Origin of the sequence: Rhodococcus sp. AG1013, from assembly GCF_003350365.1 — a bacterium.
GTDB lineage: Bacteria > Actinomycetota > Actinomycetes > Mycobacteriales > Mycobacteriaceae > Prescottella.
Genome location: NZ_QQAT01000027.1, coordinates 43,204 through 67,551, shown reverse-complemented (window position 1 = coordinate 67,551; position 24,348 = coordinate 43,204). Strand labels below are relative to the sequence as shown.

At 68.2% G+C, this 24,348-nt stretch carries 21 protein-coding genes and 1 tRNA gene; 13 read left to right on the top strand and 9 right to left on the bottom strand.

What is annotated here, in order from left to right:
• Positions 1-106: 106 nt before the first annotated feature.
• The gene (locus DEU38_RS25115) at positions 107-1,234 is read right to left on the bottom strand and encodes an XdhC family protein (protein WP_114724096.1); all 1,128 of its coding nucleotides are present in this window, start codon (positions 1,232-1,234) and stop codon (positions 107-109) included.
• 88 nt (positions 1,235-1,322) lie between these two features.
• Between DEU38_RS25115 and DEU38_RS25110 the strand changes: the two genes are divergently transcribed.
• Entirely contained in the window at positions 1,323-2,279 is a 957-nt protein-coding gene (locus tag DEU38_RS25110) for a LysR family transcriptional regulator (RefSeq protein ID WP_114724095.1), read from the top strand.
• 47 nt (positions 2,280-2,326) lie between these two features.
• Positions 2,327-2,403, top strand: a tRNA-Arg gene (locus DEU38_RS25105).
• A gap of 19 nt (positions 2,404-2,422) precedes the next feature.
• On the opposite strand, the gene DEU38_RS25100 is transcribed toward DEU38_RS25105, so the two are convergent.
• Together DEU38_RS25100 and DEU38_RS25095 are read right to left on the bottom strand one after the other, a co-directional pair.
• Positions 2,423-3,385, bottom strand: coding sequence for a triacylglycerol lipase (locus DEU38_RS25100; RefSeq protein WP_114724094.1), 963 nt, complete (start codon positions 3,383-3,385; stop codon positions 2,423-2,425).
• A 199-nt stretch (positions 3,386-3,584) separates the two neighbouring features.
• Complete coding sequence (locus tag DEU38_RS25095) at positions 3,585-4,961, bottom strand: DUF4185 domain-containing protein (protein WP_114724093.1); 1,377 nt, start codon at positions 4,959-4,961, stop codon at positions 3,585-3,587.
• 425 nt (positions 4,962-5,386) lie between these two features.
• On the opposite strand from DEU38_RS25095, the gene gdhA reads away from it, so the two are divergent.
• A complete protein-coding gene (gene gdhA, locus DEU38_RS25090) occupies positions 5,387-6,730 on the top strand; it encodes an NADP-specific glutamate dehydrogenase (protein ID WP_114724112.1) in 1,344 nt (447 codons plus the stop codon).
• Positions 6,731-6,796: 66 nt separating this feature from the next.
• On the opposite strand, the gene DEU38_RS25085 is transcribed toward gdhA, so the two are convergent.
• From DEU38_RS25085 to DEU38_RS25075, 3 genes are read right to left on the bottom strand one after another with little or no spacing between them, the layout of a single operon-like run.
• Complete coding sequence (locus DEU38_RS25085; protein ID WP_114724092.1) at positions 6,797-7,027, bottom strand: hypothetical protein; 231 nt, start codon at positions 7,025-7,027, stop codon at positions 6,797-6,799.
• Between the two features lie 14 nt (positions 7,028-7,041).
• The gene (locus tag DEU38_RS25080; RefSeq protein WP_114724091.1) at positions 7,042-8,229 is read right to left on the bottom strand and encodes an acyl-CoA desaturase; all 1,188 of its coding nucleotides are present in this window, start codon (positions 8,227-8,229) and stop codon (positions 7,042-7,044) included.
• Positions 8,230-8,263: 34 nt separating this feature from the next.
• Positions 8,264-9,364, bottom strand: coding sequence for a ferredoxin reductase (locus tag DEU38_RS25075; protein ID WP_220181967.1), 1,101 nt, complete (start codon positions 9,362-9,364; stop codon positions 8,264-8,266).
• 173 nt (positions 9,365-9,537) lie between these two features.
• On the opposite strand from DEU38_RS25075, the gene DEU38_RS25070 reads away from it, so the two are divergent.
• The gene (locus tag DEU38_RS25070; RefSeq protein WP_114724090.1) at positions 9,538-10,167 is read left to right on the top strand and encodes a TetR family transcriptional regulator; all 630 of its coding nucleotides are present in this window, start codon (positions 9,538-9,540) and stop codon (positions 10,165-10,167) included.
• A 22-nt stretch (positions 10,168-10,189) separates the two neighbouring features.
• Positions 10,190-11,035: an alpha/beta fold hydrolase gene (locus DEU38_RS25065; RefSeq protein WP_114724089.1), complete on the top strand. Its 846-nt coding sequence runs from the start codon at positions 10,190-10,192 to the stop codon at positions 11,033-11,035.
• A gap of 11 nt (positions 11,036-11,046) precedes the next feature.
• Here DEU38_RS25065 and DEU38_RS25060 read toward each other — a convergent pair whose 3' ends face one another.
• A complete protein-coding gene (locus DEU38_RS25060) occupies positions 11,047-11,616 on the bottom strand; it encodes a TetR/AcrR family transcriptional regulator (protein ID WP_114724088.1) in 570 nt (189 codons plus the stop codon).
• 91 nt (positions 11,617-11,707) lie between these two features.
• Here DEU38_RS25060 and DEU38_RS25055 point away from each other — a divergent pair, with 91 nt between their 5' ends.
• Positions 11,708-12,538 carry an acyl-CoA thioesterase II gene (locus DEU38_RS25055; RefSeq protein ID WP_114724087.1) on the top strand — a complete coding sequence of 277 codons (831 nt, stop codon included), beginning with the start codon at positions 11,708-11,710 and terminating at the stop codon, positions 12,536-12,538.
• Between the two features lie 33 nt (positions 12,539-12,571).
• Here DEU38_RS25055 and DEU38_RS25050 read toward each other — a convergent pair whose 3' ends face one another.
• Complete coding sequence (locus DEU38_RS25050; RefSeq protein WP_114724086.1) at positions 12,572-13,942, bottom strand: MFS transporter; 1,371 nt, start codon at positions 13,940-13,942, stop codon at positions 12,572-12,574.
• 835 nt (positions 13,943-14,777) lie between these two features.
• Here DEU38_RS25050 and DEU38_RS25045 point away from each other — a divergent pair.
• The 7 genes from DEU38_RS25045 to DEU38_RS25020 all read left to right on the top strand — a co-directional run bounded on the left by DEU38_RS25045 (position 14,778) and on the right by DEU38_RS25020 (position 22,554).
• Positions 14,778-16,091, top strand: a complete 1,314-nt coding sequence (locus DEU38_RS25045; RefSeq protein WP_397484758.1) for a sodium:solute symporter family transporter — start codon at positions 14,778-14,780, stop codon at positions 16,089-16,091.
• A gap of 63 nt (positions 16,092-16,154) precedes the next feature.
• The gene (locus DEU38_RS28915; protein WP_217487143.1) at positions 16,155-16,286 is read left to right on the top strand and encodes a putative transporter small subunit; all 132 of its coding nucleotides are present in this window, start codon (positions 16,155-16,157) and stop codon (positions 16,284-16,286) included.
• Between the two features lie 108 nt (positions 16,287-16,394).
• Positions 16,395-16,958, top strand: a complete 564-nt coding sequence (locus tag DEU38_RS25040; protein ID WP_114724085.1) for a PadR family transcriptional regulator — start codon at positions 16,395-16,397, stop codon at positions 16,956-16,958.
• A gap of 19 nt (positions 16,959-16,977) precedes the next feature.
• Complete coding sequence (locus DEU38_RS25035) at positions 16,978-19,008, top strand: NADPH-dependent 2,4-dienoyl-CoA reductase (protein ID WP_114724084.1); 2,031 nt, start codon at positions 16,978-16,980, stop codon at positions 19,006-19,008.
• Positions 19,009-19,053: 45 nt separating this feature from the next.
• On the top strand, positions 19,054-19,857 hold the full coding sequence (gene cmrA / locus DEU38_RS25030; RefSeq protein WP_114724083.1) for a mycolate reductase: 804 nt from the start codon (positions 19,054-19,056) through the stop codon (positions 19,855-19,857).
• Positions 19,858-19,998: 141 nt separating this feature from the next.
• On the top strand, positions 19,999-21,342 hold the full coding sequence (lysA, locus tag DEU38_RS25025; protein ID WP_114724082.1) for a diaminopimelate decarboxylase: 1,344 nt from the start codon (positions 19,999-20,001) through the stop codon (positions 21,340-21,342).
• A gap of 93 nt (positions 21,343-21,435) precedes the next feature.
• Positions 21,436-22,554, top strand: coding sequence for an NDMA-dependent alcohol dehydrogenase (locus DEU38_RS25020; RefSeq protein WP_114724081.1), 1,119 nt, complete (start codon positions 21,436-21,438; stop codon positions 22,552-22,554).
• A 24-nt stretch (positions 22,555-22,578) separates the two neighbouring features.
• On the opposite strand, the gene DEU38_RS25015 is transcribed toward DEU38_RS25020, so the two are convergent.
• Entirely contained in the window at positions 22,579-24,336 is a 1,758-nt protein-coding gene (locus DEU38_RS25015; RefSeq protein ID WP_114724080.1) for a helicase HerA-like domain-containing protein, read from the bottom strand.
• Positions 24,337-24,348 lie beyond the last annotated feature (12 nt).

Below are 24,348 nucleotides of genomic sequence, written 5' to 3'. Positions count from 1 at the left end.
ATACCCCTCACACCGCCGGATGTCCTTCCAGCCTGTGCCCGGCCGGGGTCGCCGTCAAGCACGATTCAGCGATCACTTGATCACGCCGGCACCGGCCCTGTCGTGATCATCCGGATTGCTCGTGGTGGATTCGTCCGTGCAGGTCACGCAGTGGAAGCCCGCCTCCGCCCCACCGGCGGGCGATGATCTCGGCCGCGATCGACACCGCCGTCTCCTCCGGCGTCCGGGCCCCGAGATCCAGACCGATCGGGCTCGACAGCCGGGCCAGTTCCTCGTCGGCCAGCCCCGCCTCACGCAGGCGCGCGACCCGGTCGAGATGCGTGCGCTCGGACCCCATCGCCCCCACGTACCCCACCTCCGGCAGCCGCAGCGCCACCTCGAGCAGCGGGACGTCGAACTTGGGATCGTGCGTGAGGACGCAGACCACGGTGCGGCCGTCGATCCGGCCCGCCGCGGCCTCGGCGGCCAGGTAGCGGTGCGGCCAGTCGACCACCACCTCGTCGGCCGTCGGGAATCGACTCGCGGTCGCGAACACCTCGCGGGCGTCGCACACCGTGACGCGGTACCCGAGGAACGCACCCTGCCGAGCCACCGCGGCAGCGAAGTCGATCGCCCCGAACACCAGCATCCGCGGCGGCGGGGCGTAGCTCGCGACGAACACGCGCATCCCCTCGCCGCGGCGCTGGCCGTCCGGCCCGTACTCGAGCACCGCCGTCCGCCCCGCCGCGAGCAGGCCGCGTCCGTCGTCGGCGACGGCCTCGTCGGCGCGCGGGGAGCCGACCGAACCGGTGACGGTGTCAGGGCGGATGACGAGGTGCCGGCCGACACGCGCCCGGTCCTCGTGGTCGACCACCGTAGCGACGGCCACGGGCCGACGGGCCTCGATGTCGGCGGCGATCTCCGCGAGATCCGGGAACGTGCGCGGTGAGACGGGCTCGACGAACACGTCGAGGATGCCACCGCACGTGAGCCCGACCGCGAACGCGTCGTCGTCGCTCACGCCGTAGCGCTCGAGCACCGGCTCGCCGGTGGCGACCACCTCCGACGCCAGCTCGTACACGGCGCCCTCGACGCACCCACCGGACACGGATCCGGCGACGACACCGTCGGACGCGACCACCATCGCGGCGCCCGGGGCACGCGGCGCGGACCGGAATGTGGCGACGACGGTGGCCAATCCGGCGGTGTCCCCGGCCCGCCAGATTTCGAGCAGATCGGACAACACGTCACGCATCGAGTCGGCCTCCAGCCCCGGCCGTCGACGCAGGTCCGACGGGCCGAATCGCGGATGTCGATCTTTGCCGGGACGTACCCTCGAATCCGTGACACCCGCCCAACTGCGAGCCTATTCCGCGGTGGTGCGGCTCGGATCGGTTCGAGCGGCCGCCCGCGAATTGGGCATGACGGATTCGGGCGTGTCCATGCATATCGCCCAACTCCGCAAGGAACTCGACGATCCGCTGTACTGCCGCCGACCGTCCGGTCTCGCGTTCACCCCCGGCGGGCTGCGCCTCGCGAGCCGGGCCGTGGAGATCCTGGGGCTCCAGCAGCAGACGGCGCTCGAGGTGAGCCAGGCCGGGCACGGACGACGCCTCCTGCGGCTCGCGGCGTCACCGCTGTTCGCCGAGCACGCCGCCCCCGGGTTGATCGACATGTTCGCCGGGCGGGCGAAGGACCTGGCGGTGGAGCTGAGCGTCCACCCGGTCCGCCAGTTCGCGAGCCTGATCTCGTCGCGCGCGGTCGACGTCGCTCTCGGACCCCGCATCGTCGGCAGCGGCGAACCGCTGTGCGTGCACCCCTTCCTGCACTACGAGGTACTCACCGTCTGCGCACCCGATCACCCACTCGCCCACACACACCCGTCGCGGTCCCGACTGCGCGAGCAACAGTGGTTCCTCGGCCCGTCCGCGGCCGGCGGCGACGGCGCGATGCGGCACCTGCTGCGCGCCCTCGACATTCCCCGGGACCGGCAGCGGATCTTCCAGAGCGACGCCGCCGCCGCCGAGGCCGTCCGGCGCTCGTCCGCGCTCACGCTGGCCCTGGGCTTCACCGTCGGCGACGAACTGTCCGACGGGTCGCTCGCCCGGGTCGACGGCCCCGACCTGCGCGCCACCGGCGAATGGTGCGCCACCACACTGCACCACCAGCATCTACAGCCCGCGGCATCCGAACTGCTGCGCTTCGTCAGCACACCCAGATGCATCCAGGCCATGATCCGTGGCACCGGCGTCGAGGTGACGCACTTCAAGCCGAAGGTGCACGTGACGCTCTGGAGCTGACCCGGATGCACGGATCATCCCCATTCAGCGGGTATGCTTTTCCGCGCGCCTCCGTAGCTCAGTTGGATAGAGCAAGAGCCTTCTAATCTCTAGGTCGCAGGTTCGATTCCTGCCGGGGGCACCACAACCGCAGGTCGAATCGTTCACCCGACCGGTGAGCCGGTGAGCGGCGAGATCACCATGCACGGCACCGGACGCGGGTGCTCCGGATCGAGCGCATTGAGCACGTGCGCGGCCGCGATCGGCGACGCCCCGAGCGCGGCGTGCTCGGAGTAGTCCTGCGGGCACTGGTCCTGCACCACGATGTTGGTCGTGTCGGGTCCGGGCACCAGTCCGCTGGTGTACGGCACCACCAGTTCGTCGTAGCGGGTGGCGATGTTCGTGTAGGTGACGCCCGGTGCGTAGGGGCTTCCACCTTCGTTGATCTTGTCGACGAAATCGGCGCCCGGTGCCATGTCGAGACACGAGGCGCAGAGTTGGCCGAACGTCTGTTCCTGCAACGGCATCAGCCCGTTCTGCTTGGCGAAGGCGGTGATCTCACCGGCCCAGAAGGCGCCGGCCCCGCCCCACAGTGGCGCCAACGAGACGTACTTGTCCACCTTCGCGGCGCCGCCGAGGAACTTCACGTAGTAGTTCGGCATCAGGGTGCCCTGCGAGTGCCCCACGATGTCGACCTTGGTTGCACCGGTGGCCGCGAGAACCTCGTCCACGAAGTCGGAGAGTTGCCCGGCGCTCTGGTCCAGAGGTGTCAGCGCGCCGAAGGCACTCGCCGGCCACGCCGCACCGGGTCGCGTGCCGTAGGTAGGAGCGAAGACGCAATAGCCCTCGTTCTTCAGCAGCGGAACATAAGTGGCCCAGTTGGTTTGCCGGTTGGCGCCGGTGCCGTGAACCAGGACTACCGGCTCGGGGTGTTCCGGAGTCGGCCTGCAGGTCCAGTCGTTCGATCCGGGAATCGACCCGCCGGGATTGGCGGACTCCAGCCCGATCCCGTCGTAGAAGTTGTGCGGGACCGGCATCGGGTCGGCCGCAGCCGTCGGCTGTAGTGCCGCCGGACCGAATCCGGCTATCGCCGCAAGCGCGAGCACGGCAATGAACGACGTGCGCATCTGGTTCCCCCTGAGTCGTCGCTCTGACGTCCCCGACCGGTCGAAACCTAACACCCGGAGGGCAATCCGGACCCAGAATTCCCCGCTGTGCGCACTTATCGTTCCACGGCCCCGCCCTCGAACACCGATACGTGCGCAAAACGCGGGCGGCCCGCCCCCGGATGCCGGGGACGGGCCGCACTTCACGAAGCCGGCGAACTCACTCGCCGTCGACGGTCTCGACGAATCCCTCGGGAGTCTGGAAGCCCTCGAGCTTCTGCTCGCCGGTGGCCGCCGGGTCGGGGCTGTCCGCCGGAACCGCAGTCCGGAGGTTCATACCGCCCAGGTCGGTCTTCATGTAGATCACGTTGTACCGATCCCAGGTCGTCAGCACGAAGTACAGATCCTTGCCGGTCGACCAGGGATGCATGAAGCCGCCGTACAGCGACGGAAGAGTCGTTCCGCTGATGAGGGTCTGCTTGCCGACCCACGGGCCCTCGGGGCTGTCGGCCACGCGGATCACGAGACCGTTGAGGTCGGTGTACATGGCCACGTACTTCTGGAGGTAATCGTTCCACTGCACCGACAGCTCGCTGACCTTCCCACCGATGACCGGGACCGCGTCTGCGATGTTCGAACTCCACGCCGAACCGTTCCAGTACTCGTAGGCACCCAGGTTGCGGATGTCCGCCTTGGGCACACGAGCGAGGCGCGCCTCCCCGGATCGGCCGGAGGGCGTGCCGAACTCATAGACGTAGCCGTCATCCTGAGCCGGCACGAACGCACTCATCTGCCAGTTCTTGTTGCGTGGCGAGAAGGCCGGGATCTGATCGACGCCGGGGATCGGGATCGGCGTATCGAAGACCCCTTCGCGATTGACCCGCACGGTCGCCGGGTCCGTCTGCCAGTGGTCTCCGTTGTCAGTGGAGTAGGCGAGCCCGGAGTAGTTGGTGGTCCACTCGCCCGGCGTGTCCCACGAACGGACGGACATCCACCGCACGTACTGCACACCGTCGACGGCGACGCCGCCGGTCGGGATCACCGTGAACTCGGGGAAACCGCCCGGCTTCTCAGAGAGCAGACCCTGGATGACCTGCCTGGAGAAGTTCGGCGGCGCCGCCGCGAGCGGCGAGTCGTCGATCCGCATGCCGTCGGTCAGGTTGGCGTCCGTGCTGCGGAACAGGACGTTGCTGCGCCACTGATCGCCCTCGATGCCACAGTCGCCGACAGTGTCACCGAACAGCATCATGACGCCGTGGTCCGCGTCTCCGCTGTCCCACATGATCCCGAGGTCGGTACCGGAGACGCTGTACTTCTCGATGCTCTTGTTCGGGCTACCCGGTCCGGTAACCATTTCGATGGCCTTGGTCTTGCCCGACAACACCGGCAGCGCACCGTTGGGCGCGCCGGTGATCCACGGGAGCGAGTTGATGAGCGAACCCGTCGCGCTGCCGAGGCTGCCCGAAGCCAGGCTGCCGAGACTGCCGGAGCTCCCCGCGCCGCCGGCACTTCCCGAGCTACCCGAACTTCCTGCGCTACCGAGACTTCCGCCGTTCTGCCCGCACGGACCCCCGACCGCGTTCGCAGGTGTCGCCATTGCAACCGAGAGTCCGACAGTGACTGTCGCAGCGGACAGTGCCGCCGTCCATCTTCTCTTCGTTGCTCTCACAGACCGTTTTCCTTCCAGTGGTCGGGGAGGCAATGTGTGCGCGGCCCAACCGCTGTATCCCCCCGGAGACGTGCATCGATCAATGAGCAAACCATGAAACGCCCAAGATCCGGGTGTTACTCATGGGATTTCTGTGGAAATTGAGACGTGAATAGGGTAATCGTGCCCGGTCCCCGCCGCGAACACCGTCCGGGTTCAGGTGACGCCGAACCGATCTCGCCAATCCTGCGTAACACGATGTTTACACGTGGCCAATCTCACTTTCCCCAGGTAACCGTCGAAGTGTAGGCCAGCTACGGACTATCGTGTAACGGAAAGATTAATAAGTTCTCACGGAATCAGGTAGGTGAATGTTGTCTGTACGCGACCGCGTTGAGGAGATCTACGAGCAGGTCCTGCTGCGCAATGCCGGCGAGCCCGAATTTCACCAGGCAGCAGCCGAGGTCTTCGAATCTCTGCATGTGGTCCTCGAGCGTCACCCTCGCTACGCCGATTCCGGCCTGATCGAGCGGCTCTGCGAGCCCGAGCGTCAGATCATCTTCCGCGTGCCGTGGACCGACGACAACGGCAACGTGCACGTCAACCGCGGTTTCCGTGTTCAGTACAACAGCGTGCTCGGCCCCTACAAGGGCGGCCTGCGCTTCCACCCCAGCGTCAACCTGGGCATCGTCAAGTTCCTCGGTTTCGAGCAGATCTTCAAGAACGCGCTCACCGGCCTGCCCATCGGGGGCGGCAAGGGTGGCTCGGACTTCGATCCCAAGGGTCGCTCCGAGGCCGAGATCATGCGCTTCTGCCAGTCGTTCATGACCGAGCTGCAGCGCCACATCGGTGAGTACACCGACGTGCCCGCCGGCGACATCGGCGTCGGCGGCCGCGAGATCGGCTACCTGTTCGGCCAGTACAAGCGCCTCACCAACTCGTTCGAGTCGGGCGTCCTCACCGGCAAGGGCCTCAACTGGGGCGGCTCGATGGTCCGCACCGAGGCCACCGGCTACGGTGTCGCCTACTTCACCGCCGAGATGATGGCCGCCAAGGGCGAGAGCCTCGAGGGCAAGAAGGTCGTCGTGTCGGGCTCCGGCAACGTCGCGATCTACGCCATCGAGAAGGTCCACCAGCTCGGTGGCACCGTCGTGGCCTGCTCCGACTCCGCCGGCTACGTCGTCGACCCCAAGGGCATCGACCTCGAGCTGCTCAAGGAGATCAAGGAGATCAAGCGCGCCCGCATCAGCGAGTACGCCGACCAGGTCCCCCACGCCACCTACGTCGAGGGCGGCTCCATCTGGGACGTCGAGTGCGAGATTGCACTCCCCTGCGCCACCCAGAACGAGCTGGACGAGGTCGCCGCCAAGAAGCTCGTCGCATGCGGCGTGCAGGCTGTGGCCGAGGGCGCGAACATGCCCACCACCGCTCAGGGCATCAAGGTCTTCCGTGACGCGGGCGTCGCGTTCGCACCCGGCAAGGCCGCCAACGCCGGTGGTGTCGCCACCTCCGCACTCGAGATGCAGCAGAACGCCTCGCGCGATTCCTGGAGCTTCGAGTACACCGACGAGCGCCTGTCGAAGATCATGCGCGGCATCCACGAGCGTTGCATCACCACCGCTGCCGAGTACGGCCAGCCGGGTGACTACGTGCACGGCGCCAACATCGCCGGCTTCGTGAAGGTCGCCGACGCGATGTTCGCCATGGGCGTCATCTAGTCCTCACGCACCACAAACGGCTCGGGCCCGGCATCGACTTCGATGCCGGGCCCGAGCCGTTTCGTACTACCGATCGGGTCGGTCCTCGTCCGGATCCGTCCGCGCCTCCTCCGAATCCTCCCGCGCCTTGCGCGCCGCCTCCCGCATCTCGATGCCGTCGGTGATCCAGTCCCCGATCTCGCGGGTGACGTCCCGGACCGCGCCGGTGATGATCACGGCGATCCTGCCGACGTGGGTGGCCGCCGATTCGGTGATGTCCTGCACCGTGTCCTTGCCCCGCTCGAACTTCCCCACCATGTTCGACGCACCTCTCATGCAGCGGTCTTCCGACGCTCGACGATAACACCGCGCACCGGAGCGGGGCCGACCAGCGACGGCGGCAGCGCGAGCCGGAAGATCTTGGCCCACACCGAGCCGATCTGCCGGAAGAATCCGCCGGTGTTGTACGGCAACCCGTACTGTTCGCACAGTTCCCGCACCCGCGGGGCCATCTGCGGGTAGCGGTGCGCCGGAATGTCCGGGAACAGGTGGTGCTCGATCTGGTGTGACAGGTTGCCCGACATGATGTGGAACAGCGGGCTGCCACTGATGTTCGCGCTCCCCAGCATCTGCCGCAGGTACCACTGGCCGCGGGTCTCGTCGGCCGTCTCCTGCTCGGTGAAACTCTGTACGCCCGAGGGGAAGTGGCCGCAGAAGATGATCGAGTACGCCCACACGTTGCGGACCACGTTGGCGGTCGCGTTCCCGAGCAGCGTCGAGACGAACAGCGGCCCCGACAGCGCCGGAAACACCACGTAGTCCTTGAGTACCTGACGGCCCGCCTTCCGCCACCAGCCCTCCATCAGCGGTTTCACATCCGCCCAGCTGCGCTTGCCCTGGACCACGTTCTCAGCCTCGAGGTCGTGCAGCATCACACCCCACTCGAACAGGAACATCAGCCCCGTCGCATACACGGGATTGCCGAGGTAGTAGGGGTTCCAGCGCTGCGCGTCGTCCATCCGCAGGACGCCGTATCCGATGTCGCGGTCCCGGCCGACGATGTTCGTGTACGTGTGGTGCATGTAGTTGTGCGAGTGTTTCCACTGGTCAGCAGGGCACACGGTGTCCCATTCGAACACCCGCGAGTTCAGGCCGGGTTCGCGCATCCAGTCGTACTGGCCGTGCATGACGTTGTGGCCGATCTCCATGTTGTCGAGGATCTTCGAGATCGACAGCGCCCCGACGCCGGCGAGCCAGAACGGCGGCAGGAACCCGAGGTACATCAGACCACGGCCCGCGACCTCGAAACCCCTCTGCGCCTTGATGATCCGATAGATGTACTCCCGGTCTGCCTGACCGAGGTCCGCGACGGTCTCGGCGCGCAGGGCATCGAGTTCGCGGCCGAGATCCTCGACGGCGTCGTAGCTCAGGACGGCGATCTCGCCGGCCTTCTCCGGCTCCGGTTCACGCTCCCAGAACCTCAGGAAGCCGGGCACACCCGGCAGACTGACTCCCAACATCGTGTTCTCCTGTCCAGTCGTGCGATCGGGTCGCTCAGATGTCGATGTCGACGTCACCGAGCGGCGCGGAGATGCAAAGTTGGATCGGTTGATCCGGGTCGTCGTGGGTATCGCCGGTACGGACGTTGCGGGTCCGGCCGGATCGCTTGAGCGCGGTGCACGAGAAACAGATCCCCATCCGGCAGCCGTACTCGGGCACCAGCCCGGCGGCCTCGGCCTGCTCGAGGATGCTCGCCCCCGAGTTCTCGACGGTGACGCCGCTGCGCGCGAACGACACCGTCCCACCCGCCGCGTCGACCGGACCGGTCGAGCCGATCACGAACCGTTCGGTGTGCATCCGTTCACCGAACCCGTCGGCATCGAGCAGGTGCCGCACGGCCGCCGTGAGCGCGTCCGGTCCACACACGAACACCTCGGTGCCGACCCCGAAACCGGGGGCCACCCGCTGCAGGTGTGCGCCGCAGAAGCGCCCGCCGGGCACGGTCTCGACCAGATCGATCGTGACGTTGTCGTGCGCGGCGTCGATCGCGCGCAACTCGGCGCGGTCTGCGATGTCGGCGACGGTCCGCACATAGTGCAGGAACGCGATCCGGCCGGAGTAACCCTCGTCGATGAGCGTGCGCAGCATCGACAGCACCGGCGTGATGCCGCTGCCGCCGCTGACGAGCAGCACCGAATCGGGCCGCGGGTCCGGCAGCCGGAACTCACCGGCGGCCGGAGCCAGGTCGACGACCAAACCCTCCTCGGCGTGGTCGTACAGGTATTGCGACACCAGCCCGCCCGGGTGGGCCTTCACGGTGAGCCGGATCGGATCGCCCGCGCGGTGCTGCGAACCGGTCGGCGAGTAGCAACGGACATGGCGGACCCCGTCGATCACGACGCCCACCTGCACGAACTGTCCGGCGGCGAATCCGCGCCACTGCCGGGTGGGCCGCAACTCGAGGCATACCGAACCCGCCGTGGGCCGCGACACCGACACCACGCGGGCACGCATGTCGCGCACGGTCGCCATCGGATCGACCAGTTCGAGGTAGCGGTCCACGGCGTGCGGGGTGGCCATCGACTCCAGCAGCGCGAGCAGCGGGCGCCGTATGCGGCCGGTGGAACTCACGGAAGGTTCAGATCTCACAGCCATGGTCTCTCCTCGTCGGAGCGCCGATTCGATGTCGGCCACACGGTTTCAGTGCACAGTCGTACACTAATTAGTGTGAACGCAGTAACCCCACGCCTGTCAATCCCGGACATCAGTGACGCCGGTCACGCTCCGGATGCGGCGGGTGCGGGATCTCGGTGAATACACTCGACGCCGTGACGGAGCCGGTGGAGACGCGAGCGCAGCGCAAGGAGCGCACCCGCCAGGCACTGCTCGATCGCACGCTCGACCTCCTGGCGGACCGCAGTTTCGCGAGCGTCAGCCTGCGCGAAGTCGCGCGCGCGGCCGGGATCGTGCCGACCGCCTTCTACCGCCACTTCGCGTCGATGGACGAACTGGGCGTGGTCCTCGCCGAGGACAGCATGCGGGTGTTGCGCCGGATGCTGCGCGACGCCCGACGCACACCCAGCACCAAGAACGCGACGGCCTCGCTCGACATTCTCGTCCGCCAGGTGCGCGCGCACGAGGCGGAGTTCCGCTTCATCGCCCGCGAGCGGTACGGCGGCGTCACCGAGGTCCGACGCGCGATCGCCACCGAACTGCGCCTGTTCGTCAGCGAACTCACGATCGACCTGTCCCGCATGCCGGGGCTCACCGACTGGGACGTCGAGGATCTCGAGATGGCCGCCGACCTCATCGTGCAGGCGATGCTCGCCGCGGTGATCGACCTGCTCGAGGTGGACCGTCCGGGGTCGGCCGACGAACGCGCGGTGATCGAGCGGGCCGAGAAGCAGTTGCGGCTCATCATGCTCGGCATCGGGAGCTGGAAGCCCACGCGCGCGTAGCGGTTCGGCTACCGTGGCCACCATGACAGCCGACGCGCGCCATGACCGAGTTCGCCTGGGCGACCTGACTTTCGACGTCACCGTCACCGGCCCGGACGACGGTGTGCCGATCGTTGCGCTCCACGGCTTCCCGGAGAGCGCAGCGTCGTGGCGGCCGATCACGCCGCGACTCGTCCGCGCCGGATTCCGGGTGATCGCGCCGAATCAGCGGGGATACTCCCCCGGCGCTCGCCCCGAGGCGGTCGAGGACTACCGGTTCGACCACCTCGTCGCCGACGTCGTCGGACTGCTCGACGCGTACGACCTCGACTCGGCCCACCTGGTGGGTCACGACTGGGGTGCGGCCGTCGCGTGGCAGGTGGCGGGCCGGCACCCGGAGCGGATCCGCAGCCTCACGGCGGTGTCGGTGCCGCACGCGGCGGCCTTCGGATGGGCGCTGCGCAATGACGCCGACCAGCAGCGGCGGTCCGGCTACATGAGACAGTTCCGCACCGAGAGCAACTCCGAAGCCGTTCTGCTCGAGGAGAACTCACGGCGCCTACGGGCGGTCTTCGGCGACGGCAACGACCCCGATCTGGTCGAGGAACACGTCCGGCTGCTGTCGGAGCCGGGCGCCCTGACGGCCGCGATGAACTGGTACCGGGCGTTGGTCCACGAGTTCGGCGACCTGCCGCCGGTGCGGGTCCCCACCACGTACGTGTGGAGCACCGCGGACCCCGCCATCGGCCCGGCGTGCGCGGAGCGCTGCAGCGACTTCGTCGACGCGCCGTACCGTTTCGTCGTGCTCGAGGGCGGTAGTCACTGGATCCCCGAGGAGAACGCCGACGCGCTGGCCGACGCGATCCTCGCCCGGGCAGCCCAGAGCTGACGGCCCGGCCGTCACCCGCCGAGGAACACCTCGAGTTCGTCCACCACCGCATCGAGCGGCGCCGACGTGCCCTGCGCCTGCGCCATCACCAGCGCGCCCTCGAGCGCGCTCACCACGAGCACCGCCAACGACGCCGACCGTTCCTGCGCGACGCCGTCGTCGACAAGCGACCCGGCGATCAGGTCGCACCATTCGGAGAACGTCGCGCCCGCCACCTCGCGTGCGCCGTGTTCGGTGCCGAGCGCGGCCGCGACGATCGGACACCCGGCGGCGAAGTCGGTGGCCTCGAGCCCACGACGCCACAGGTCCACCAGCGCGCGCAGCGCCGAGACGGTGTCACCGGCCTCGAGAACGCGGGCGACGCCCCGACCCAGGTAGGACGCGGCGGATCGGGTCGCCTCCTCCACCAGCTGGGACTTCCCGTTCGGGAAGTGGTGGTAGATCGAGCCGCGCGGGGCACCGCTGTGGGCGAGGACGTCGGCGAATGACGTCGCGGCCACACCCTGCTCGCGGATGAGCGCGACGGCGCTGTCGATCATGGCCGCGCGCGGACCGTTCACGGGATCGCTTCGCCTCGCCATGTCGTCGCCCTTCCGTCGATCACACTGTTGCCGTCCAGTTCTATGTATGTTGTCATACCTAGAACCGGATCGTCACCCACCAGGAGCAGCCGTGACCCAGATCGTCGCACCCCCGCACCCGTTCGACGCGGCCGTCGAACTCAGCGCGTTCGACGCAGGCCGGTCGCACGGTCACACCGACCCGGCCTACGCGAACATGGTGGGCCCGTTCGGCGGCATCACCGCTGCAACCCTGCTCCGCGCGGCGCAGCAGCACCCCGAGCGTCTGGGCGAGCCACTCTCCCTCACGGTGAACTTCGCCGGCCCGATCGCCGACGGCCCGTTCGAGGTCACCGCCCGCCCCACCCGCACCAACCGCTCCACCCAGCACTGGAACATCGAGCTGACCCAGGACGGCGTCGTCACCACCACCGCCACCGCGGTGTTCGGCATCCGCCGCGAGACATGGACCTCCACGGACATCACGCCACCCGCCGTTCCCGCGGCCGATGCCGTTGCGGTCCAGGGGTTCCCCGACTTCATCGCGTGGGCCCGCAACTACGAGATGCGGTTCGTCGAGGGCGCGATCCCCGACGTCGCGGACGACACCGCCGGCGAGCAGTCCGACTCGACGACGACGTTGTGGGTCCGCGACAACCCGCCCCGCGCACTGGACTTCCCCGCCCTGGCATCGCTGTGCGACGTGTTCTACCCGCGCGTGTTCCTGCGCCTGGGCCGGATGCTGCCGGCCGGAACGGTATCGCTGACCGTGTACTTCCACGCCGATGCGGCGATGCTCGCCGCGCAGGCCGACGAGGCCGTCCTCGGCACCGCCCGCGCCCAGAACTTCGGCAACGGCTACTTCGACCAGTCCGGCGAGATCTGGGGACGCGACGGCGTCCTGCTCGCCACCACCCACCAGTTGGTCTACTTCAAGTCCTGACGCCCCGTCCTTCTGGCCGAATGTCACACGCGTTCAGTCGGACTGAACCGATGTGACATTCGGCCCGGTGCGCGGCCCGGGGTCCCGCTCGGGCGGGCGGACCATCAACAGCGCCGCCAGGCCGATACCGAGGACCACGAGCAGACCGACGATGCCGGCCCGATCGGCGCCGAACCACCACGCGAAGAAGCCGAACAGCGTCGGCGCGAGGAACGAGACCGCGCGGCCGGTGGTTGCGTACAGCCCGAACAGCTGCCCCTCGCGTCCGGGCGGGGTGATCCTCGCGAGGAACGTACGCGACGACGACTGCGCCGGTCCGACGAACAGGCACAGCAGCAGGCCGAAGATCCAGAACATCAACGTGCCTGAGACGGCGAGCAACACGGTGCCGACCACCAGCATCGCGATCAGCGAACCGGCGATCACCACCTTGGGGCCGATCCGGTCGTCGAACCGTCCGGCCACGATGGCGCCGAGGGCGGCGACGACGTTGGCGGCGACACCGAACAGCAGCACACTGTCCGACGCCATTCCGTACACGTTGACGGCCAGCACCGCGCCGAAGGTGAAGACGCCGGCCAGGCCGTCGCGGAACAGCGCGCTCGCCACGAGGAACCAGACGGTGCGCCGGTCGGCGGCCCACAGTTCCTTCAGATCGCGCCACAGCACCCGGTACGACTCGACCAAGCCCGCCTTCGCGGCACCGGGGTCGGCCGCGGTGCGCGGCACCTCGGGGACCGCGAGCAGCACCGGGATCGCGAACACGAGGAACCATACCGCCGCAAGCAGTGCGACGAGCCGGATGTTGAGGCCGCCGTCGGTGCTCAGCCCCAGGAGACCGCGGGTGTCGCCGTCGCCGGCGATGAACCCGAAGTAGCAGACCAGCAGCAGCACGATGCCGCCGAAATAGCCCATGGCCCAGCCGAACCCGGATACCCGGCCGATGTTCTCGGGAGTGGACACCTGCCGCATCATGGCGTTGTACGGCACGCCGGCGAGTTCGAAGATCACCGATCCGACGCCGAGCAGCACCAGTCCCAGCCACAGGTAGTGGTAGTCGTCGACGACGAAGAACATGCCCGCCATCGCGGCGACCGTGAAGAACGTCAGCACCGCCAGGGAGCGTTTGCGCCGACCGGCGGCGTCGAACCGCTGGCCGCTCACGGGCGCGAGGACGGCGATGAAGAAGCCGGCGATACCGAGCGACCACCCGAGCCACGTGCTCGCGGATATCGATCCGGGCAGATCGTCGCCGACGGCGTCGGTGAGATAGACCGAGAAGACGAAGGTGACGACGACGGCGTTGAACGCTGCCGAGCCCCAGTCCCACAAGCCCCACGCGGCGACCTGACGACGGGTCGCCGCCTGCCCGATGCCGGCGCCCCCAACCACTTCGGTGCTCATGGCGGCGAGCCTACGTAGTCGGACGTGCCCTGCACGGTGACACACCCGCACGCCGGTCGAATTCGAAACAAACACGAGGTGGACATCGAAATCCATACTTCCATCAAATCTCTCGGATCAATTCAATTTCGCGACTCGAAAACCGCCCCGACAATTCTTGCGTGTTACACTGCCTGGCGACTGATGGGAATGCGTCGACGAACCCGCGCACAACTGCGTGGACGCCCGATCCGGAACACGTCGACCCTCGTGAACGAACGGCGAATACTCGCGTTTCGTGCACACCGCACGACCGTCGACGCGGGAAACTCCCGCGCCGCCGGCGTCGCGTGCCGCCACCGGCCCCGTCGGTCCACGAGCCGTGTCGAGGGACACGACCCGCTCGCGCGGAACAGTTTTCGCGTTCACCCGGAGCGGACATCGCTGCGCCGCGGCGCCGGTAGGACGACGCAGATGCGCCCGTCGACCAGTACAGACACCCCTCGGTCTCGCCTGCTCGCATCAAAGATTCGCGAGCCGCATTCTCGCGAAGAAATGTCAAGGAGGTAACGAATGGACGTACCCGAACTCGTCCAATTCAGCGCCGTGGCGATTATTCTGCTACTAGTGTTCTTCTACGGCGGAACATTTCTCATCTCCCTCCGCATCGGCCGGAAGAGGGAAAACGCCGACAACTTCATGACGGCCGGAAACCAGGTCGGTTTCGGCATCTCCGCGGCCAGCATGACGGCCACCTGGATCTGGGCATCGTCGATGTACGCATCGGCGACTGGCGCCCCGGGCCCACACCCTCGCGGAGATCATGTACGCCCGGCACGGGCGATCGAGCCAGCTCATGCTGGCCGGATCCAACGTCGTCGGCAGCCTCATCAGCCTGATTTCGAACTTCATCGCGGGCGGCGTACTCATCTCCCTGCTGTCACCGCTCAACTTCATCCAGGGTGCGCTCGTCATCGCGGGCGGTGTGCTGCTGTACACGTTGTGGTCGGGATTCCGGGCCTCCGTGTTGACCGACGTGATCCAGTTACTGGGCATGCTCGGCGCCGTCGCCATCCTGATCCCGATCGTCTTCTTCGCCGCGGGATTCCCGGCAGCGTTCGAGACGGGTGCCGCGAATCTGACTCCCGCCCAGGGCAACTTCTTCTCGAGTGAGGCGTTCTTCAATCAGGGCGCCCCCTACATCGCCGCCGTCCTCGCCTACGCGATCGGAAACCAGACCATCGCGCAGCGACTGTTCGCGGTCCGCGAGGACCTCATCAAACCGACGTTCATCACCGCCGCGGTCGGATACGGCGCCACGGTGATCGGCATCGGCATGTTCGGCGTCCTCGCGTTGTACCTGGGCATCGATCCGCTGGACGGGGACGTCAACAACCTCATTCCGCAGATGGCGGGCACCTACCTGCCGGCGGTACTGGTCGCACTGTTCTTCCTGCTCATCCTCGGAGCCTTGTCGTCCACCGCGGACTCCGATCTGGCGGCGCTGTCGTCGATCGTCATGACCGACGGGTACGGCCACACCGTCGCCGTCCGAGCGGCCGCCGATCCACGCCGGATGCTGCTGATCGGCCGCGCCACCATGGTCGTCGCGACCGCGCTGGCCGTGGCGTTCGCGAGCATGCGACTCAACATTCTCGATCTCCTGGTGTTCGTCGGCGCCCTGTGGGGCGCGCTGGTCTTCCCGGTGATCGCGAGCTTCTACTGGAACAAGTTCTCCAACAAGGCGTTCACGATCTCGACCCTCGCCGCAGTGGCCACGTTCCTGCCGGTGCGCTTCGGTTGGTTCCCCACCGACGGGGCGAGTGGGTTCCTCATCGATGTCGTGTCCGTCGTCGGCGTCGGTGTGGTGCTCGCCCTGATGGCCTTCGGGTTCTTCGGACTGCGCGTCGCGAAGATCGTCGGCGCGGTCGCGATCCTCGTGGTCGCGCCCTTCGGCATCGGCTTCCTGCACGACTACGCCACCCTGAGCGGCTCACTCGTCGCGTACGCCGTGAGCACGGTGGTCTGTTACGTGATGTCGGTGCGCAACCCCGAATCGTTCGACTTCGCGACGATCAAGGAACGGGTCGGCGACTTCGACAGCGAGCCTGGGTCCACCGACATCGACGACGACCGTCCGTCGCTGGGGGAAGCGGCCGTCCGGGACTGACCGCTCCGAACCGGCCCCGGCTCGATCCGACTGCAGACTCGATCCGATTACAGAGGAGTACCTGTGAACACCGTGTTCCTGACCGTCTACGTCCTGATATGGCCGATCGTCGTCGCCGCGACACTGTTCGTCATCACCCGCGGCGCCGTCCGCGAGTGGGCCGCCGCCCGCAGGAAGGGCGAGCGCCTCGTCTGACCCGACGCGCGTGACCACGGGGTGTCCCGGACCGAACAAGGTCCGGGGCACCCCGTACGCGTTATACGCACAGTTGCATATTCACCTCGTTGCATACAGACTGGGGACGTGGCACTCGAACACGCGATCCTCGTCTCCCTCAGCGAGCAGTCCGGCTCCGGATACGAACTCGCGCGCCGATTCGACAAGTCGATCGGCTTCTTCTGGAGTGCCACCCACCAGCAGATCTACCGCGTACTCAAGCGGATGGACGACGCCGGCTGGGTCACGGGAGAGGCGATCGCACAGGACGGCCGCCCGGACAAGAAGGTGTACCGCGTATCCAGCGCGGGCCGGGCCGAGCTGGCCCGCTGGATCGCCGAGCCCACCGAGCCCGGCCACCTGCGCAACGAACTCGCCGTGAAGATCCGCGGCGCCGCGTACGGCGACATGGCGTCGCTCATCGCAGAGGTGCGCCGGCACCGCGACGAGCACGTCGCACGCCTGGACCTGTACCGCAGGATCCAGGACCACGACTTTCCCGAATCCCGCCGTCGCGCTGGGTCCGTCCTGCACCAGTACCTCGTCCTGCGCGGCGGCATCCGCGTCGAGGAAGGGTTCGTCGGCTGGTGCACCGAGGTGCTCGCCGCCCTCGAATCCGAACAGCATCCCGATTCTTCTTCACAGCCCTGACCTGACCGAAAGGCCCGGCATGACTTCCCAGTTCCCGCATCTGCTCTCGCCACTCGACCTCGGATTCACGACGCTGAGGAATCGCGTGATCATGGGGTCGATGCACACCGGCCTCGAGGACCGCGCGAAGAACACCGCCCGTCTGGCCGAGTTCTACGCCGAACGCGCCCGCGGCGGCGTCGGCCTCATCGTCACCGGCGGCTACGCCCCCAACCGGACGGGCTGGCTGCTGCCCTTCGGCGCGAAGCTCACCAACCGGTTCGAGGCCCGTCGGCACCGCGTCATCACCCACGCCGTCCACGACGAGGGCGGCAAGATCGCGCTGCAGATCCTGCACGCCGGCCGGTACAGCTACCAGCCGCTGAGTGTGTCCGCGTCGTCGATCAAGGCGCCCATCAACCCGTTCCGGCCGCGGCGCCTGACGAGCCGTGGCGTGCGCTGGCAGATCCGCAACTTCGTCCGCTGTGCCCGTCTGGCCCGTTCGGCCGGGTACGACGGCGTCGAGATCATGGGCGGCGAGGGCTACTTGATCAACCAGTTCCTGTCCGAGCGCACCAACCGTCGCACCGACGAGTGGGGCGGCACCCCCGAGAAGCGTCGCCGGATGGCTGTCGAGATCGTGCGCCGCACCCGCGCCGCCGTGGGCCCGCACTTCATCATCCTGTTCCGGCTGTCGATGGCCGACCTCGTCGAGCGTGGACAGAGCTGGGACGAGATCGTCGCGCTCGCACAGGAAGTCGAGGCCGCCGGCGCCACCATCATCAACACCGACATCGGCTGGCACGAGTCGCGGGTGCCGACGATCGTGACGTCGGTACCGCGCGCAGCGTTCGCCGACATCACCGACAAACTCGCGAAGCACGTGTCCATCCCGGTCGCGGCGTCCAACCGCATCAACATGCCCGAGACCGCCGAGGAGATCCTCACCCGCGGCGACGCCCGGCTGATCTCGATGGCCCGGCCGATGCTCGCCGACCCCATGTGGGTCCGCAAGGCCGAGGCCGGCGCACCCGACGAGATCAACACCTGCATCGCCTGCAACCAGGCGTGCCTCGACCACGCGTTCGTCAACAAGCACGTCTCGTGCCTGCTCAATCCGCGTGCGGGGCGCGAGACCGAGCTGGTCCTGCTGCCGACGCGACGAAAGAAGACCCTCGCGGTCGTCGGCGCCGGACCGGCCGGACTGTCGGCGGCACTCAACCTCGCGCAACGCGGCCACACCGTCACCCTGTTCGAGGCACGTGACGACATCGGCGGCCAGTTCGGTATCGCGCAGAGGATCCCCGGCAAGGAGGAGTTCGCGGAGACCATCCGCTACTACCGCCGCCAACTCGACCTCGCGGGTGTCGACGTCCGGCTCGGCACCCGCGTCACCGCCGCCGACCTGATCGCCTCCGGCTACGACGAGGTGGTCCTCGCGACCGGCGTGACCCCGCGCGTCCCGAACATCCCTGGCGTCGACCACCCGAAGGTGCTGTCGTACGCCGAGGTTGTGCGGGACAGGAAGCCGGTCGGCAGGACGGTCGCGGTGATCGGCGCCGGCGGCATCGGCGTCGACGTAAGCGAATTCCTCACCCACGAGCACTCCCCCACTCTGGACCTGAAGGAGTGGAAGCAGGAGTGGGGCGTCACCGATCCCGAGTCCGCTCCCGGTGCGCTGACGACGCCGCGGCCGTCACCGTCGCCGCGGGAGGTGTACCTGCTGCAACGCAAGCCCGGGCGCATCGGTGCCGGGCTCGCGAAGACCACCGGCTGGGTGCACCGCGCCGCGCTGAAGGCGAAGGGCGTGCACGAACTGTCGGGCGTCAACTACGAGCGCATCGACGACGCCGGTCTGCACATCACGTTCGGCGAGAAGCACGAGCGTCCTCGGACGCTCGACGTGGACACCGTCGTGATCTGCGCGGGGCAGGAGTCGGTGCGCGACCTCGTCGACGAACTGACGGTCGCCGGTGTGACCACGCACATCATCGGCGGCGCCGACGTCGCCGCCGAACTCGATGCCAAACGCGCGATCGAGCAGGGCACCCGGCTGGCGGCGAGCATCTGAGCGCATGACCACCACGAATCCGGGCACCGACTACGCTGCATTCTCGTGAGCCTGCCGAACCCCACCCCAGACGCCCGCGCGGTCGTGACCGGCGCCTCCTCCGGCATCGGCGAGGCCCTCGCCGCCGAACTGGCCGCGCGCGGACACTCGCTGATCCTCGTCGCCCGCCGAGGCGACGTCATGGAGAAGCTCGCCGCCCAGCTGCGCGAGAAGTACGGCGTCGAGGTCGAGGTCCGCGCCGTGGACCTGTCCGACCGCGAGGGCCGCGCCCCGCTGGTGACCGAGCTGTCCGAGCGCGAGATCTCGATCCTGTGCAACAACGCCGGTATCGCGACGTTCGGTCCCGTGAGCGAGCTCGATCCGTCGTACGAGCGCGACCAGGTCGAGCTCAACTCCGTCGCCGTCCACGACCTCACCCTCGCGGTCCTGCCGGGCATGGTGGCGCGCAAGTCGGGCGCGATCCTGATGGTGGGCTCGGCGGCCGGCAACATGCCGATCCCCAACAACGCCACCTACGCCGCCACCAAGGCGTTCGTGAACACGTTCTCCGAGTCGCTGCGCGGCGAACTCAAGGGCAGCGGCGTCAACGTCACGCTGCTCGCGCCGGGCCCGGTGCGCACCGAGACCCCCGACCCCGCCGAGGCGTCGATCGTCGACAAGCTGGTCCCCGACTTCCTGTGGATCTCGAGCGAGTACGTCGCGAAGGTCTCGCTGGACGCGCTGGCCGAGAACAAGATGCGGATCGTGCCGGGCATCCTGAGCAAGGGCATGTCGGTGGCCGGCCAGTACAGCCCGCGCGCCGTCGTCGCCCCGATCGTCGGCACGTTCTACCGGAAACTGGGCGGCTGACGCACCTCGCGTCAACCGCGCGTCAGGGCTCGGGCGGGCGCCGTCAAGCACCCGTCAAGAACCGACCGATGAGCACGGGACCGGCGTAGTCCTGAAGGTGACCCCGCTCCACCCGGATGCGGGCACCCTCAGGAGACGCCGGTGACCCTGCTCGATCTCTTTCCGTCCCTTCGCACGACGATGACGCCGCGACTGGATCCGGCGCTGTGGCCGACCACCACCGACCACGACGACCGGGGCCGGATCCGGGTCGGCGGAGTCGCGCTCGACGACATCGCCGACCAGTTCGGCACACCCACCTACGTCCTCGACGAGACCGACGTGCGGCACCGTTGCCGCGCATACCGCGCCGCGTTCCCCGAGGCCGAGATCGCCTACGCGGGCAAGGCCCTGATGATCCGCGCGGTCGCGGACTGGGTGACCCGCGAGGGGCTGTCGATCGACGTGTGCTCGGCCGGCGAACTCGCGATCGCGCTGTCCGCGGGCGTCGATCCGGCTCGGATCATTCTGCACGGCAACGCCAAGACCGCGACGGAACTGCGGGCCGCGGTGGACGCCGGAGTGGGCCGGATCGTGGTGGACTCTCTCACCGAGATCCGCCTCCTCTCCGCGATCGCGAACCGGCGCGTCCAGGTGCTGGTGCGGGTCACGCCCGGCATCGACATCCACGGCCATCGCGCGGTGGCGACCGGGGTCGACGACCAGAAGTTCGGATTCCCGTTGTCCCACGATCAGGCGGGCGATGCCGCGCGACTGGTCCTCGAGCAGCCGAACCTCGAACTCGTCGGCCTCCATTGCCATCTCGGGTCCCAGATCGCCGACGCCGAGTGCTTCCGGTCCGCCGTCGCCCGGCTGGTCGGGCAGATGGCGCAGATCCGCAGCGATCACGGCATCATCCTCACCACCCTCGACCTGGGCGGCGGACACGCCGTGCCCTATCGCCCCGGCGACCCGGAGTGTGATCCGGCGGTCCTGGCCGCCGTCGTCGACGACGCCCTCGACGACGCCTGCGCGCGCAACCGCTTCCCCCGCCCACAGATCGTGCTCGAACCGGGACGGGCGATCGTCGCCCGGGCCGGGGTCACCCTGTACCGCGTCGTGTCGACGAAGACTCATGCCGGCGGACGCACCTTCGTCGCCGTCGACGGCGGCATGAGCGACAACCCCCGGGTCGCGCTGTACGGCGCCCGGTACGACGTCGTGATCGCCAACCGGCATCCACTGGGCCGCCACACCACGGTGACCGTGGTGGGACGGCACTGCGAGGCCGGCGACGTCGTCGCCGAGGACGTCTCACTCCCCGTCGACCTGCATCCCGGGGACGTCCTCGCCGTGCCGTGCACCGGCGCCTACCACCACAGCCTCGCGTCGACGTACAACGGCGTCGGCCGGCCACCGGTAGTCGCGGTGCGGGACGGGCACATTCGCGAGCTGATCCGCCGCGAGACCGTCGCCGACCTCATGGCGCGCGAATCCGACGCCTGACCGATTCCAGTGAGTGGGATCACATCCGCCACGCGGACCCGCCGGAACTGATAGTGATGCACAACACACTGTTATGTCCACTGGGAGGAACCTGTGAAGACCCGCGGCGCCGTCATCACCGAAGCACCTGGGACCTACAAGGTCGTCGAGCTCGAACTCGCCGGCCCACGACAGAACGAGATCATGGTCAAGATGGTCGCGTCCGGCCTGTGCCACTCGGACGATCACCTCGCCAAGGGCGACCACGCTTACAGCCACCTGCCGATCTGCGGCGGTCACGAAGGCTCCGGCATCGTCGTCGAGGTCGGACCGCACACCGACGGCTGGGAGGTCGGCGACCACGTCATCTTCTCGTTCCTCGCGGGCTGCGGGCGGTGCCGCTGGTGCGCGAAGGGGCTGCAGAACCTCTGCGACCGCGGCGCCACCATCATGAGCGGAAGCCGCCCGGACGATCCGGAGAGCTTCCGGCTCTCGATGGACGGCACCCCCGTGGCGCAGATGTGCGGGCTCGGCACCTTCAGCGAGTACTCCACCGTGCACGTCGATTCCGCGGTCAAGGTCGACAAGGACCTCCCGCTGGACAAGCTCTGTCTCCTAGGGTGCGGTGTCGGTACCGGCTGGGGTGCAGCCGTCAATTCCGCCGAGGTCTATCCCGGCCACACGGTCATCGTGATGGGTATCGGCGGGATCGGCATCAACGCCGTCCAGGGCGCGGCTCACGCCGGCGCGGCGCACATCATCGCCGTCGACCCGGTCGAGTTCAAGCGCACCACCGCCCTCGAACTCGGCGCCACCCACGCGGTCGCGACGATGGAGGAGGCCACCGAGATCGCCCGATCGTTCACCAATGGTCAGGGCGCGGACTCCGCGATCGTGACGGTCGGCGTGACCACTGGTGAGCATGTGGCGCAGGCATTTTCGTCCATCCGCAAGGCGGGCACCGTCGTCGTCACCGGTCTCGGCAAGGGCACCGACATCGGCATCCCGGTCAGCCTGCTCGAGCTCACGCTCTACCAGAAGCGCATCCAGGGTTCGCTGTTCGGCGCGTCCGCGCCGAGCGCCGACATCCCGTGGATGGTCGAGCTGTACCGCAGCGGCAAGCTCGAGCTCGACAAACTGATCACCACCACCTACACGCTCGACAACATCGCCCAGGGGTACATCGACATGCACGAGGGCAAGAACATCCGCGGCGTCGTCCTGTTCGACTGACCGCCACCTCGGTGCCGGGCGCACTCACCTCCGTCGCCTGCGCCCGGTACCGAAGATGCTCCGCGAGATCTCCCGCCCGGCAGCCGACGCCGCCGACCGGAGGAAACTCTTGACCGCCGTGTTGCCGAGGATCTGCTCGGCAACACTCGGCCCCTCGTTCGGGGCGGGCGGCGGCGGCAGATCCGGAAGGTCCGGCAAGGGCGGCACATCCAACGTCGGGTCGAGGTTCGGCGCGCCCGCGACCTTCGCCGTCAGCAATTCGTACGCCGACTCCCGGTCCACGGTGTGCCCGTACTTCGCCTGCAACCCGCTGGCGCCGGACGCCGCCCGGATCCCGTCGTCGCCGATCGTGTCCATCAGCGACCGCGGCGGCCGGATCCTCGTCCACGCCACCGGAGTCGGAGCGCCCTTCTCCGAGAGCACGGTGACGATCGCCTCACCGGTCCCCAGCGAGGTGAGCGCCTTCTCGAGGTCGTAGTGCGCGGTCTTCGGATACGTACGGACCGTCTTGGTCAGTGCCTGCTGGTCGTCCGGGGTGAAGGCGCGCAGCGCGTGCTGGACCCGCGCACCGAGCTGCGAGAGCACGGCATTGGGGACATCGGTGGGCAACTGGGTGCAGAAGAAGACGCCGACGCCCTTCGACCGGATCAGCTTGACCGTCTGCTCCACCTGCGCCAGGAACGCCTTGGACGCGTCCTTGAAGAGCAGGTGTGCCTCGTCGAGGACGAAGACCAGCTTCGGCTTGTCGAGGTCGCCTTCCTCCGGCAGCGTCTGGAACAGGTCGGCCAGCACCCACATCAGGAACGTCGAGAACATCGCCGGACGCGCGGCCTGCGCGCCGAGTTCGAACAGCGTCACCACCCCGCGCCCGTCGGCGCCCACCCGCAGCAGATCCTCGGTCTCGAACTCGGGCTCACCGAAGAAGGTGTCACCGCCGTCGGCCTCGAGATTGACCAGCGCGCGCAGGATCACACCCGCGGTGGCCGCCGACACGCCCCCGATGCCCTTGAGGTCGGCCTTGCCCTCGTCGGACGTGAGATGCGCGATCACCGCGCGCAGGTCCTTCAGATCCAGCAGGGCGAGCCCCCGGGTGTCGGCCCAGTGAAAGATCAGCCCCAGCGTCGACTCCTGGGTCTCGTTGAGTCCGAGGACCTTGCTGAGCAGGATCGGCCCGAAACTCGTGACGGTGGCACGCACCGGGATCCCGATGCCCTCGGTTCCCAGCGACACGAACTCGACCGGGTAGCCGGTGGGCACCCAGTCCGGGTCCCCGGTCTCCGCGGCTCGACCGGTGATCTTGTCGTTCGATTCCCCCGGCGCGGACAGCCCGGACAGGTCGCCCTTGACGTCCGCCATCACGACGGGAACACCTGCCGCCGAGAGCTGTTCGGCGATGCCCTGCAGTGTCTTCGTCTTGCCCGTGCCAGTGGCGCCGGCGATCAGTCCGTGGCGGTTGACGGTCGCCAGCGGAATCCGCACGCGGGCACGTGCATCCACTGCACCGTCGACGACGACCGCCCCGAGCTCGAGGGCCGCTCCCTCCGACGCGTATCCGGACGCGATCTCGGCGGTGGCGCCGAACCCCTCGGCCGAACCCCCATTGTCCGGACCGGCCTTCGCGCCTTCACACTCCGCCCGCTCCGCGTCGGCCGCCTCACGCTCGGCCGCCTCACGCTCGGCCGCTTCCGCAGCCGCTGCCGCTTCCGCAGCGACGCGAGCCGCCTCCTCGGCGGCCGCTTTCGCGATCCGAGCCTTCTCCGCCGGCGTCGGGTCAACCGTCATGTGGTGTCCTCC

Excerpts from the sequence above, each read along its gene's own strand:
- DEU38_RS25115 (WP_114724096.1), bottom strand. The coding sequence starts at position 1,234 with ATGCGTGACGTGTTGTCCGATCTGCTCGAAATCTGGCGGGCCGGGGAC.
- DEU38_RS25100 (WP_114724094.1), bottom strand. The coding sequence starts at position 3,385 with ATGCGCACGTCGTTCATTGCCGTGCTCGCGCTTGCGGCGATAGCCGGA.
- DEU38_RS25095 (WP_114724093.1), bottom strand. The coding sequence starts at position 4,961 with ATGGCGACACCTGCGAACGCGGTCGGGGGTCCGTGCGGGCAGAACGGC.
- DEU38_RS25085 (WP_114724092.1), bottom strand. The coding sequence starts at position 7,027 with ATGGTGGGGAAGTTCGAGCGGGGCAAGGACACGGTGCAGGACATCACC.
- DEU38_RS25080 (WP_114724091.1), bottom strand. The coding sequence starts at position 8,229 with ATGTTGGGAGTCAGTCTGCCGGGTGTGCCCGGCTTCCTGAGGTTCTGG.
- DEU38_RS25075 (WP_220181967.1), bottom strand. The coding sequence starts at position 9,364 with ATGGCTGTGAGATCTGAACCTTCCGTGAGTTCCACCGGCCGCATACGG.
- DEU38_RS25065 (WP_114724089.1), top strand. The coding sequence starts at position 10,190 with ATGACAGCCGACGCGCGCCATGACCGAGTTCGCCTGGGCGACCTGACT.
- DEU38_RS25060 (WP_114724088.1), bottom strand. The coding sequence starts at position 11,616 with ATGGCGAGGCGAAGCGATCCCGTGAACGGTCCGCGCGCGGCCATGATC.
- DEU38_RS25050 (WP_114724086.1), bottom strand. The coding sequence starts at position 13,942 with ATGAGCACCGAAGTGGTTGGGGGCGCCGGCATCGGGCAGGCGGCGACC.
- DEU38_RS25045 (WP_397484758.1), top strand. The coding sequence starts at position 14,778 with ATGCTGGCCGGATCCAACGTCGTCGGCAGCCTCATCAGCCTGATTTCG.
- DEU38_RS25035 (WP_114724084.1), top strand. The coding sequence starts at position 16,978 with ATGACTTCCCAGTTCCCGCATCTGCTCTCGCCACTCGACCTCGGATTC.
- DEU38_RS25015 (WP_114724080.1), bottom strand. The coding sequence starts at position 24,336 with ATGACGGTTGACCCGACGCCGGCGGAGAAGGCTCGGATCGCGAAAGCG.